Here is a 12057-nt window from a genome sequence, read left to right as displayed (position 1 = left end):
ACTCAGTCGAACAGGCTGTCAATAGAGCGCATGTCATAATGATTGATGATCTTAAAAGACCCGCTGCCGTATTTGTCCTTTCTGGCCAAGTCATTAATGTTAATATACTTTTGGTCGTCCAGGCGAATGCCGAACCTTAAGGATTTGCCTACAATGATACTAATCCAATAGCTTCTGTTGAAATCGTGGGAAATGCTGGAGCTCATCAATTTGACACCGGCAAAAGCATTCATGATGTCCGCTATTTTTGCAGGGTCGGTCACAGTGACCTTCACTTCGTCAGTTGTCGAGGGCAACGAGCGGATGATTTCAATAGAAGTAATCTCGTTCAGGTTAATCCGTCCGGACACACGTTTCTCGAAGGACGTGAAGGACTGCAGAATCGTCCCCACCACAAACACAGCAATCCCGAGCAGGAAAAGAGTCAGGAAAATTTTCGTCATGGCTGGCTTCTTCCACTTTCCCGAATGTTTCCTCTCCCTAAAATTATCCGCATGTTCTCCCCCGTTCATCCGATCCATTTCTGCCATCACAACCGCCTCCTCCGAATTCAAGCAATGCTTCCATTATATATAATATGGCTTGCACAAAAAACTTTTTGCCGGCACTGCTTTTCTGCTTCAGGGTTATGTTGAGGGCTGATACAGATTAGTGGTTATAGCTATGGTTAGTAGTTACGGTGGCTGTTACGCTTATTGGCTACAAGTTACATGTACTGACTACTGACTACTGACTACTTGCCATTAAAAATCTGTTAACCCTCCGTGTTCATCTCGCAAATGTATTTTGTACAATTATAAGTGACGATATCGGTGTTAAAACGAAACTAGCTGCACTTCGTACAATTAAAAAAGCTGCATTTCAGCAAATTAGCGCCAACTGCCATTTTTAAGAGTACAAAATGCAATTACAGCTAAAACAGGGGGGTTACACAGCCTTTTAACTGCATCAAATACAATTGCAAGGTTAATGGCGTAAAAAATCAGCCGCATTATATTTAGCAAAAAAGGGTTGGCTTAAGCGTAAATTTTCCGGGACAATTGCAAAAAGGGCACCCCATGCCGGGATACCCCTCTCTTTGCACCGCTCTAATTGCACAATCTCACCGCAAAGGCCAGCTACTCTTCCCCAAGCGGGAACAGCAGCGGCACTACACGGCCTGTGCCTACATCAATCAGGCCATGGTCCGTGATCTTGAGCGCCGGGCTGACCGGAAGGGAATGCGTGCTGATAGACATAATCGGATTGTAATGGTTATAGCCCAGCGATTCCATGGCTGTCCGCAATCCGAGCACCCGCTCAGCCGTTTCCTCAAGCGGCGCTTCAGTCAGAATGCCGCCGACCGGCAGCGCCAGTGAAGCAATCACTTTGCCGTCTAAGACGACACAGAAGCCGCCTTGCCCCGCGATCACTGCATTGGCGGCCACAGCCATGTCCTCCGGGTCATGACCCACGACCAGCAGATTGTGATTGTCATGTGAATAGGTGGTAGCAATGGCGCCGCGCTTAATCGTATCCCCGCCGATTAGGCCGTAGGCGCGGTTACCGTTTTTGCCGTACCGCTCGAAGGTGGCAACCAGGCCATACCCGCTCTCCTGCCACTGCAGCAGACCGTTCTTAACCCCGGCCTCCGCGTGCTTCTCCTCGGTAAATGTGGAGATGCTGTTGACCATCATCACCCGGGAGCTGTAACGCCCGTCCGGCAGCCCGGTCCGCACCGTGAAATCGTCAGCGGTCAAGGAAGACAGCTTCACGCTGCGGTAGAAATGCTCAGGGAACCGCGGCACTGTCTCCGGCTGCGGAAGCGGCTGCTTGCGGTCATAGACCTGAGCCCCCCGCTTGTAGACCGCTTCGATGGCGAAGCTGTCCAGATCCGAGAGCAGCAGATAGTCGGCGGTTTTGTTCGGCGCGATCACGCCGCGGTCATTCATCTTCATCCGCCGGGCCGGGGTGAACGTGGCGGCATACACGGCGTCCTCCGGTGCCATGCCCATAGCAATGGCTTTGCGCACGAGATGGTCAAGATGCCCCGTCTTGACCATCGAGTCGGTCATCACATCATCGGTCACGAAGCAGAAATGCTCGCTGACCGCATGCCGGACGAGATAGTCCACCACATCCGGGGTCATCGATTTTTCCTGAATCTCGATGAACATTCCCGCCGCAATCCGCGCCTTGAGGCCTTCAATGCTCTGATGGGTGTGGTCCGAATCGATCCCGGCATAGATCAGCCGGTGGAGATCAAGATCAAGCAGCTTCGGCGTATGTCCCTCAATCACAAGACCGGGATAGCGGCTGCGGACATGCTGCAGGATACGGTTGCTTTTCCCGTCAGGGTCACGGATGACCTCGACATAATTCATCACTTCGCCCAGGCAGATCATCCGCTCTGTCTCCATCAGTTCGTCGATATCCTCAATTTCAATCGAACCGCCGGTGGTTTCAAGCGGAGTGGCCGGCACCGAACTCGGTATGGCGTAGAACATATCTACCTGGCAGTCCCGGCTGGCGCGGATCATCTCATGCACGCCCTCCACCCCGAATACATTGGCCATTTCATGCGGCTCAGGGACAATGGTGGTTACCCCGTGCCGCAGAATGCCATACGAAAACGTCTCCGGGGTAATCATCGTGCTCTCGATATGCAGATGGATATCAATCAGGCCAGGCACCATATATTGCCCTTCCGCCTGAATGGTATCCTTGGCGGTGAACGTCTCTGCCCCGAGCGTCCCGACATAGAGGAACCGCCCGTCCTTCACAGCGACATTCGCCGGCTCGAACCGTTTATAGTAACTGTTGTACACCTTAGCGTTCAGTATAAGTTGATCTGTAATCATCATGTATGCTCCTCTTATGAAGCGCTACTGCACCAGCACCAGCTTCTCTTTTGGAAAATAAACCGTGACCTTCTCCCCTTGTCCGAAGGGATGCTCCAGCTCCTGATTGACGGTAAATACGCCCAGCTCCGTCTCCACCTGATACTGATAGCTGCGTCCCAGGTACGTGCTGACCTGCACCGTGCCCGGCAGCGTATTTCCAGTGGCGCCGGACTCCGGCGGACTGCTCAGCAGCTGCAGATCATCAGGGCGGATCGCTCCTAAGAGTCCGGTGTTGCCTTCACCATTCGGGCGCTTCACCGCCAGAAACTTCAGCGTTCCCCGGCTCAGCTCAATATCCGTGCCTTCGTCATTCCTGCCGTCAAAAGAGATAAAGTTCCCAAACCCGATGAACCGGGCCACAAATTCGCTGGCCGGATACTTGAAGATTGCCTGCGGCTGATCGAGCTGCTCGATCTTGCCATTATTCATAACCGCCACCTGATCGGAGATGGAGAAGCATTCCTCCTGGTCATGGGAGACGTATACAGTTGTAATGCCCAGCTCCTGCTGGATGCGGCGGATTTCCACACGCATATTCACCCGCAGGTTCGCATCAAGATTGCTGAGCGGCTCATCGAACAAGAGCAAATCCGGCTCGATGACCAGCGCCCGGGCAATCGCCACCCGCTGGCGTTGTCCGCCGGACAATGCAGCCGGAAGTCTTTTCTCAAAGCCGCCAAGACTGACAATTTCCAGCATCCGCGTTACCCGCTTCTGGACCTCCGCCTCCTTCAGCTTCCGCAGCCTGAGGCCGAACGCCACATTGTCGTACACCGACAGATGCGGGAACAGCGCGTAGTTCTGAAAGACAAAACCGAAATTCCGCTTTTCTACCGGAACCTTGGTGTAGTCCTTCCCGGAGAACATGAAGTTGCCCGCTTCCGCGCTTAAGAATCCGGCGATCAGCCGCAGCGTGGTCGTTTTGCCGCAGCCGCTCGGTCCGAGCAGGGACAGAAGCTGCCCTTTGGCCAGCGACAGATTGAAATCTTCCAGGATCAGACGGTTGTCATAAGCAACCGATACATGTTCCAGACTTAAGAGCGCCATTTGCTTATGCCTCCGTATCTTTTGGTAAAGTAAGCTATCGTTTGGTGAAGTAGGCGAAACCCATCAGCCGTTCGATGATAAACATCAGTGCCGCCGTCAGCACCATCAGGATGACCGAAATCGCGGCAATCGTAGGGTCGAAGTAATTCTGCACATAGGTCAGCATCTGGATCGGCAGCGTGCTGATCCCCGGACCGGTCATGAACACGGAAATATCCACATTATTGAAGGATTCCAGAAAAGCGATCAGCACCGCCGCCAGAATGCCGGAGCGGATATTGGGCAGAACCACTTTGAAGAAGGTGAACAGTCGTGTGGCCCCCAGGCTCTGCGCCGCCTCTTCCACGGCAAAATCGAAATTCTCCAGACTTGAAGCAATCACCCGGATAATAAAAGGCAGCATGATCACGGTATGTCCAATCAAGAGGCCCGCCACAATCGGCAGGTTGTACACCACAATCAGATAACGCAGCAGCGTGAAGCCCAGCACAATACCGGGAATCAGCACCGGCGACAGGAAAACCGCATTCAGCGTATCCCGCCCGCGGAACCGGTAACGGCTCAGGGCGTAGGCAGCAGGAACTCCCAGCAGCAGAGCCAGCAGATTGCCGAGCAGCGAGATTACAATCGAGGTTCTGAAGGTCTCCATGAACGCGCTGACCTCAAAGATGTTCTTGTACCACCGTAATGAAAAGCCCTCAGGGGGGAATTTCAGGACCGTGCCCGGCTCAAAGGAAGTAATGGAAATAATGACAAGCGGGCCCAGCAAAAAAATAAAGACCAGCAGCGTGTATAACGACAGCGCGCGGTTTCCTTCCTTCATGTTCTCACCCCTTCGGATTCAAGCGGTTGGCCCAGGCATTCATCAGCCCTACAACCACAAATGTAATGACGATCATAATTACGGCGATGACCGAGGCTGCCTGCCAATCGTTCAGCGTCATGGCGTTCTGATACAAAAAGGTGGAGACCACCCGTTCCTTGCCGCCGAGCAGCGCAGGCGTGGTATACGCCGTCAGACTGCCGACGAAGACCAGAATGCCGCCGATAATCAGTCCCGGCACGGTAAGCGGGAAGGTGATTTTGCGGAATGCTGTGAAGGGGGAAGCCCCCAGACTGCGCGCCGCCCGGACCAGCTCATGATCCAGATTCTCCATCACCCCTAGCAGCGTGATGATGATCAGCGGCAGGAACAGATGCACCAGGCCAATCATCATGGCCGTGGGCGTATAGAGAATATCCAGCGGTTTGTCAATGATACCGGTATTGACCAGCAAGGAGTTGACCAGCCCTTTTTTGCCGAGGATAATCATCCAGCTGAAAGAGCGGACAACAGGACTGGTCAGCAAAGGAAAAATCGACAGCGCCAGCAGAACGCTCTTCTTGCGCACGCTGGTCCGTGAGATATAATAAGCCACCGGATACCCAAGCACCATGCAGACCAGCGTCGTCACAGCACTTACCCGGAGCGTAGTCAGCAGGATGCGGTTAAAGTACCCGTCGCGGAAAAAATGCAAATATCCTTCCAGCGTCAGCTTCCCGTCCTGCACAAAAGTAGAGGCAATAGTCAGCGTTATTGGTATCAGCATGAAGGCTGCCAGGAACAGCAGTCCCGGCAGCAGGAGAACCATCGCTTTTTTATTCATTCTAACGACTCCCGTCCTTCTTCGGCTCTTGATTCAAGCTGTTAATGAAGCATTCCAGAAAAGCGGGCGCGTCAACCTCCAGGCAGACAGTGACATTCGGCGGCCGGTTGAGCCGGTTCTGGAAATCGCAGACCGTCTGCCCGTCGCACAGCTCACTGCGGGTTTCCACATCTACGTAGTAATCGCGGGTGGTGACCAGACCGCAGTTCAGCGCGACTCCCACCGCCAGCGGATCATGCAGGGCGCAGGCCTGAACGCCGTTGCGCTCATAATAGCGTGCCCGGTAGCCGGCGGTACTTGTCTCCACATATTCGCGGATGACCGGGTTATGCAGCTTCTGGATATCCTCCGCACCAAGCAGTGCCCGGCGGGTAACATCCAGCCCCACCAGCGTCAGCCGGGGGAACCCTGCCGCCAGCACCTGCTTCGCGGCTTCGGGATCGACGTACATGTTGTATTCCGCCGTCGGCGTGATATTGCCGTAGCCCTGCACCACCCCGCCCATCACAATCACCTCGGCAGCATGCTGCACAAGCTCCGGGCATTTCTGCAGCGCGTTCGCCAGATTGGTCAGCGGTGCAGTCATAATGAGCGTGACCTCCCCGGGCTGCGCCAGCACCTGGCGGATGATGAAATCTGCCGCCGCTTCGGCTTCCGGCTGCTTCGTGACCGGCATGTCGCCCAGCGCGCCGCCGATGCCGTCCGAGCCATGCACCCGGTGCTCGAACACCGCTTCACGGACCAGCGGCTTATCCGCACCACGGTACACTGGTATCTGCCCGGACACCCCGAGCAGCTCCAGGATTTTGCAGGTATTCAGCGTTGCCTGATCCAGCGACACATTGCCGCTGACTGTGGTGATGCCAAGAATATCGAACCTCCCGCTTGTCACCGCCAGCATGATTGCCAGGGCGTCATCCACACCTGTATCTACGTCCAGAATGACTTTTTTACGCCCGGTCATCCTTAGCCGCCAATCTCACGATTGAAGCGGTCCGTCCACTCCGTGATGTGCTGGTTCACAAAGGACATGTCCAGCTTGCGCAGCTTGCTGATGACATCCGCCCCGTATGTCACGCCTACAGCCTCTTCATCCGTCAGCACCACCTCGGTATTCACCGGGGAGTCGACCTTGGCCTTGGCCGATTTCTCCTGCACTTCCTTGCTCAGCTGCCAGTTGATGAACGCTTCGGCAAGCTCCTTGTTGTCGCTGCCCTTAACCACATTGACCGTATTCATAACGGCATACGCACCTTCGGAAGGTGCAACGAACTTGGCATCCGGTACAGCAGCCTGGAGGTCCTTGAAGTACATCTCCATAATTGGACCGCCGGCAATTTCCTCCTGGCCGAACATATTCACATACTCGGAAGTCTGGCTGTAGTATTTGACTACGTTGCTGTCCAGCTCCTTCAGCTTAGTGAAGGCCTGGTCCTCGTTGAACTCCGATCCGCCTGCCGCTACGGATGCTGCATCTACAATCATAGGACCGGCCGTTGCAGTAATGGCTGGAAGCGTAAGATTCTTGTCAAACTGCGTCCACATGTCGCTCCAGGATTTCACATCCCCCTTTACGAGGGCCGGGTTGTAGGCAATACCGAGACGGCCCACAGTATAGGCAGGGCCATATTCTTTGCCCAGCGGCGCTTTGGCGATGTCATAGATTTTGTCGAGATTCGGGATTTTGCTGCGGTCAATGGTCTCGAATAACCCTTCGTTAATCGCTTGCTGCGCATAATAATCCGACAGATACACTACATCCACATCGGAGCTGCCCTGCCGGATCTTATTCAAACGCTCGGCATTGTTGCCGATTTCGACGACAATTTTCACATTGTGTTCTTTCTCAAACGGTGCATATACCGACTCTTTGAAGAAGTCCTCCGAGAACCCCCATGTGGAAATCACCAGCTCCTGGGGGGCTCCCGCTTGCGTCGCCTCCGGCGCAGCTGCATTCTTTGTGCCCGTGTTGTTTGTTGCAGCATTGTTCGTTGCAGCGTTATTGCCGCAAGCAGCCAGCACCGCAGTCAGTGTGAGGGCAAGGCCCGCATTCATTATTTTTTTCATTAGTAAATAACCTCCCAAATGTAATATGCGGTACAATTCCAGCAGTTATCCTCTGGTTCCAGGAATACATAGTCATTCCCTTATTCATTGGCATGGCGGCTATAGAGTCAGGGTCCGTCAGCACCTCCTAATGGTAATAAAATCTTGATTCCCCTTATTTTTTCATAAAAAAAAGAAAAGCATTCTTGTGGGAACAAGAACACTTTTCTTTGTATAAACAAAGTAAAGAGCTACCCGTTATAGAAGGACGGTCTTCGCTTAAGATAGATCAAAAACGAAAATCCGCGATAATCCGTATGAATCTGTCATTCTCCGGCCAAGATCATGTTCGTAAAAGCCCACTGGGTCGGTGCGTCGTAATCCCTAAGCAGAACCTCAATCGCCAGTCCCATCTCTGCTTCAAGTCTTTCTCTGAATCTTTTCTTGAACAGCAGCGACATCCGAAAATCCACTTCCTGCTTAAGTTCGGGCGCCTCGCCCTCCAGTGCGGAAGAACGCGGAGACCTGCGGTGCTTGGCATGAAAGGTAATAACCCTTGCATCGACAGTGACGCGGAGCAGGGTCGTACCGAAACCAAACAATTCCTTGGAGATCTCATTGTAGATCTGGCACATCTTCTTCTTCTGCTCGTTGTTTTCCAGTTCTGCCATGAAACCACCTTCAAAAACAGAATATCGTACAATCACATCGAAAGCAATTGTTATTATACATAATTATTGCATTTCCAGCAAGAAAAAAGCCAAATCTCACATGAAAGTAACGTCAAACACGAACGATACTGGTCCAAAGCGGGGAATTAGCCGGAACATCACGGCCGCCGGGAATCCGCTAACATCGTTTGGCCCATTCGCCTGCTTGTGGCCGGACATTTTCAGAGGTATCTATACCTCTCTTTCGCCAATCTGCCTATTTCCTGTGATCTCAAAGGTATTTATACCTCTCATTTCGCCAACCTGCCCATTTTCTGCGATTTCAAAGGTATTTATACCTCTCATTTCGCCAACCTGCCCGTTTTCTGCGATTTCAAAGGTATTTATACCTCTCATTTCGCCAACCTGCCCGTTTTCTGCGATTTCAAAGGTATTTATACCTCTCATTTCGCCAACCTGCCCGTTTTCTGCGATTTCAAAGGTATTTATACCTCTCATTTCGCCAACCTGCCCGTTTTCTGCGATTTCAAAGGTATTTATACCTCTCATTTCACTCAATAGCCTGTTTATAGCGGGATCAGAGGTACTTTTACCTCTCCTTTGGCACAACGGCGTTTCTGCCGTTGTTTCTCTCCCAGCGGCCGCAACGCGCCTCAACAACGGCGTTTCTGCCGTTGTTTCCCTCCCAGCGGCCACGACGCGCCTCAACAACGGCATTTCTGCCGTTATTTCCCTCCCAGCGGCCGCAACGCGCCTCAACAACGGCATTTCTGCCGTTATTTCTCTCACAGCGGCCGTAACACGCCTCAACAACGGCAATTCTGCCGTTGTTTCTCTCCCAGCGGCCGCAACGCGCCTCAACAACAGCGTTTCCGCCGTTGTTTCTCCAACGGCCGCCCCACAGTTCACATAAATGTGAGGCCTCATCCCTCCACGTTTCAAAACTCAAACAGGGGAAGCCCATTTTTCAGGCTTCCCCTGTTCGTCTAGCTTCCCCTGTCCGTCTAGCTTCCCCGTTCATTCCTGCACCAGCGGCTTTAGTTACAGCAGGCTTTCATCTACATAATCCGCCATTGTGGAAATCTCAAGGCCCTTCGGGGCAGCCGGAGTGAAATCCTGCTCCCCCTTGCCGCTCAGGAAGAATTCTACGGTCTTCGCTTCGCCCGGCAGCAGGTCGAAGAAATTGTCCGAGAAGATTCCATCCTCATCCGCTGTCAGATACACTCCTCTGGCAAGCACATCAGTGCTGACCGTAAACGCTGCGCTGCCCTGCACCTCTTCCACCTTAACCGCAGGCCGGGCCAGCGGAATTTCTTTGGCCGAAACAAAGTAATGATGCTTGAGGTCAAGCTGCTGTCCGTCCGCCAGCAACGCGGCAGTCAGCAGCACACGGCGGGGTTCGCGGCCCTCCAGCAATCCGGCAATATTAGCCGCAAATACAATACTTGCCGAGTCAGCCGCCAGGGCCACCGGCTGTGACCATTCCTGCAGCACAGCTCCGCTGAAGTCCTGCAGCCGGACCCGCAGTTCGCCTTCCAGCCCCTCCTGCCGGTCAGATACAGCATGGATCTGGAGATTCTCCCCGTCCGAACCGTCGATGGAGAGAAGCAGCTCCTGGTAGCTTTTGCGTACCGTGTATTGCAGTGCCTTCCAGCGGCCGTAATAATCCATGCCCGCCCAGGAGGCAACCGGCCAGCAGTCATTCATCTGCCAGTACAGCGTGCCCATGCAGTAGGGCTTGTTTCTCCGGTGGCTTTCAATGGCGATCCGCATGGCCTCCGCTTGAAGAAGCTGGCTCATATACAGGAAGCTCTTGAAATCCTTTGGCCGGGGCAGATAGATATCCATGTATTCCTTAATCAGCAGATTGCCGCGTCCGTTCTTCTGATGAGCCAGCATCACTTCGGATTCCAGCTCCATATCGTTTTCTTCAGCATAGCTGAGTACCGATTTCAGCTCAGGGAAGGACTGGAAGCCGTATTCGCTCATGAAGCGGCCAACCTTGATATTGTAGTTCTCAAAAGGCTCGCTCCCATGCCATACACCCCAATAGTGCACATCCCCTTCACCGGCCATCCGCGTAGCATGCTGGTTCATGTCATGAGTCAGAGCCCGCATCGGAGAAGATGCCCAGTAATCCACATCCGGGTGGCAGGAGGCCACGGCTTCAGGCAGGATACGATGGAAAACGGCCTCATAATCCTTCCACAGCTTCTCACGGATCTCCCGGCTGAACTTTTCCTTCCAGCCCCAGCCCTTGTTATCCTCATAATGCGACCAGGCCGAATCCATCTCATTATTACCGCACCACAAAGCGATGCACGGATGGTTGCGCAATCTCCGGATGTTATAGACGGCCTCCTCACGCACATTCTCCAGGAACGGCTCATCTCCCGGGTACATGCTGCAGGCGAACATGAAATCCTGCCAGACCAGCAGACCATACTCATCGCACAGCCGGTAAAAAGTCTCCTCTTCATAGATCCCGCCGCCCCACACCCGCAGCATGTTCATATTGGAAGCGACAGCCGAAGCGATCTCATGGCGGTAGCGCTCCTCCGTAACCTCCGTCGAAAAACTGTCGTTCGGAATGTGATTGGAGCCCTTGGCGAATACACGCACACCATTCAGCTCAAAATAAAAGGAAGCTCCCCGGTCATCCGGCTCCCGGATCAGCTTGATCTCCCGCAGCCCGGTGGTAACCTCAGCTTGTGCTGCGGCCTCCCCTGCCTTCAGCAGTTCTGCCCGGAAAGCAGTCAGCTCAGGTTTACCGAGGCCGTTGCACCACCAGAGACGGGGCTGATCCAGAACGATTTCCAGTTCCAGCCTCTGCTTGCCCTGTTGGAGCGAAACGGATTGGGTCCATTCCCGGCCGCCGCAGCTTACCCGCAGCAGGCCGTTCCATGCCGATGGAGCATCCGCTTCCACGAGCACAGTGAGCCGGGCTTCTTCCGGGTTCACCGCATTCTGGCGGATATACAAATCAGTAATAGCAACCTGATCCCTGCCTTCCAGCACAGCTTCACGCCAGATGCCGCTGGTCAGGAATCTCGGGCCCCAGTCCCAGCCGTAATGATAAGGCGCTTTGCGGGCGAATACGCTGATCTGCTGTTCCCCGAGTCCGCCCAGCGCGGATTGGTCATTGGGCGCCGGGAGTGCATAGCCAAGCTGTTCCAGCTTCGGCAGATCCTCATGTACTGCGGAACGGAACCGCACGCGGATCTCGTTCTCCCCGGCCCGCAGCAGCTCCTTGACATCTACGGTCCAGGCCCGGAACATATTGTCCGCCGAAAGTGCATGCACATCATTCACATATACATCCGCATAGGTGTCCAGCCCTTTGAAAACAAGTTCAGCAACAGCACGCTGCTGCCACTCTCCGCCAAGCTGCAGAACCGTCCGGTATTCCCAGTCTTTCTTGTCAATCCATTGCAGTTCATGTTCGTTCTTTCCATAAAAAGGGGAAGGAATCAGTTCATTGCAGAGCAGATCGGTATGCACCGTTCCCGGCACAGCTGCCGGAAGCCACTGTTCATCCCCGCAGGCTCTAAATTGCCAGTTGTCCAATTTCAGTTGTAGTTTCATGGAACCTCCTATAAGTGGTTGTGGGCAGAAGCATTCATCTAAGTCTGGTGAGCATGCGCTTTCATGAATCGCTTTCATACCTATTGTATTTTGTTATTCTATTGTTATCAACACGCTAATTATATTCTTTTAAAAAGAACAAATAAAGACAATAAATAATAATTCAAACCATTTATCGGC

The 12057-nt window shown here is 53.5% G+C and carries 10 protein-coding genes; all 10 read right to left on the bottom strand.

Annotated elements, in window-relative coordinates:
• Positions 1-2: 2 nt before the first annotated feature.
• The 10 genes from PRIO_RS05195 to PRIO_RS05150 all read right to left on the bottom strand — a co-directional run bounded on the left by PRIO_RS05195 (position 3) and on the right by PRIO_RS05150 (position 11877).
• Positions 3-530: a hypothetical protein gene (locus tag PRIO_RS05195; protein ID WP_020425858.1), complete on the bottom strand. Its 528-nt coding sequence runs from the start codon at positions 528-530 to the stop codon at positions 3-5.
• A gap of 588 nt (positions 531-1118) precedes the next feature.
• Positions 1119-2840 carry an adenine deaminase gene (locus PRIO_RS05190; protein ID WP_039785230.1) on the bottom strand — a complete coding sequence of 574 codons (1722 nt, stop codon included), beginning with the start codon at positions 2838-2840 and terminating at the stop codon, positions 1119-1121.
• Positions 2841-2864: 24 nt separating this feature from the next.
• Positions 2865-3929 carry an ABC transporter ATP-binding protein gene (locus PRIO_RS05185; RefSeq protein ID WP_020425856.1) on the bottom strand — a complete coding sequence of 355 codons (1065 nt, stop codon included), beginning with the start codon at positions 3927-3929 and terminating at the stop codon, positions 2865-2867.
• Positions 3930-3963: 34 nt separating this feature from the next.
• The gene (locus PRIO_RS05180; RefSeq protein WP_020425855.1) at positions 3964-4752 is read right to left on the bottom strand and encodes an ABC transporter permease; all 789 of its coding nucleotides are present in this window, start codon (positions 4750-4752) and stop codon (positions 3964-3966) included.
• A gap of 4 nt (positions 4753-4756) precedes the next feature.
• Positions 4757-5575 (bottom strand): ABC transporter permease, encoded by an 819-nt coding sequence (locus tag PRIO_RS05175; protein ID WP_020425854.1) that lies wholly within the window; start codon positions 5573-5575, stop codon positions 4757-4759.
• 1 nt (position 5576) lies between these two features.
• Complete coding sequence (locus PRIO_RS05170) at positions 5577-6539, bottom strand: nucleoside hydrolase (protein ID WP_020425853.1); 963 nt, start codon at positions 6537-6539, stop codon at positions 5577-5579.
• A gap of 2 nt (positions 6540-6541) precedes the next feature.
• Positions 6542-7642 (bottom strand): ABC transporter substrate-binding protein, encoded by a 1101-nt coding sequence (locus PRIO_RS05165; RefSeq protein WP_046501324.1) that lies wholly within the window; start codon positions 7640-7642, stop codon positions 6542-6544.
• Between the two features lie 305 nt (positions 7643-7947).
• Positions 7948-8292 (bottom strand): hypothetical protein, encoded by a 345-nt coding sequence (locus tag PRIO_RS05160; RefSeq protein ID WP_020425850.1) that lies wholly within the window; start codon positions 8290-8292, stop codon positions 7948-7950.
• Between the two features lie 231 nt (positions 8293-8523).
• On the bottom strand, positions 8524-9234 hold the full coding sequence (locus PRIO_RS36585; protein ID WP_231869819.1) for a hypothetical protein: 711 nt from the start codon (positions 9232-9234) through the stop codon (positions 8524-8526).
• A gap of 99 nt (positions 9235-9333) precedes the next feature.
• Positions 9334-11877, bottom strand: coding sequence for a beta-mannosidase (locus PRIO_RS05150; RefSeq protein ID WP_020426031.1), 2544 nt, complete (start codon positions 11875-11877; stop codon positions 9334-9336).
• Positions 11878-12057: the final 180 nt, after the last annotated feature.

Origin of the sequence: Paenibacillus riograndensis SBR5 (assembly GCF_000981585.1) — a bacterium.
In the GTDB taxonomy this organism is placed as follows: domain Bacteria; phylum Bacillota; class Bacilli; order Paenibacillales; family Paenibacillaceae; genus Paenibacillus_AQ; species Paenibacillus_AQ riograndensis.
Note: the sequence above shows the minus strand (reverse complement) of the source record. Positions and strands in the feature narration are given on the sequence as shown.

Excerpts from the sequence above, each read along its gene's own strand:
- PRIO_RS05195 (WP_020425858.1), bottom strand. The coding sequence starts at position 530 with ATGGCAGAAATGGATCGGATGAACGGGGGAGAACATGCGGATAATTTT.
- PRIO_RS05190 (WP_039785230.1), bottom strand. The coding sequence starts at position 2,840 with ATGATTACAGATCAACTTATACTGAACGCTAAGGTGTACAACAGTTAC.
- PRIO_RS05185 (WP_020425856.1), bottom strand. The coding sequence starts at position 3,929 with ATGGCGCTCTTAAGTCTGGAACATGTATCGGTTGCTTATGACAACCGT.
- PRIO_RS05180 (WP_020425855.1), bottom strand. The coding sequence starts at position 4,752 with ATGAAGGAAGGAAACCGCGCGCTGTCGTTATACACGCTGCTGGTCTTT.
- PRIO_RS05175 (WP_020425854.1), bottom strand. The coding sequence starts at position 5,575 with ATGAATAAAAAAGCGATGGTTCTCCTGCTGCCGGGACTGCTGTTCCTG.
- PRIO_RS05170 (WP_020425853.1), bottom strand. The coding sequence starts at position 6,539 with ATGACCGGGCGTAAAAAAGTCATTCTGGACGTAGATACAGGTGTGGAT.
- PRIO_RS05165 (WP_046501324.1), bottom strand. The coding sequence starts at position 7,642 with ATGAAAAAAATAATGAATGCGGGCCTTGCCCTCACACTGACTGCGGTG.
- PRIO_RS05160 (WP_020425850.1), bottom strand. The coding sequence starts at position 8,292 with ATGGCAGAACTGGAAAACAACGAGCAGAAGAAGAAGATGTGCCAGATC.
- PRIO_RS05150 (WP_020426031.1), bottom strand. The coding sequence starts at position 11,877 with ATGAAACTACAACTGAAATTGGACAACTGGCAATTTAGAGCCTGCGGG.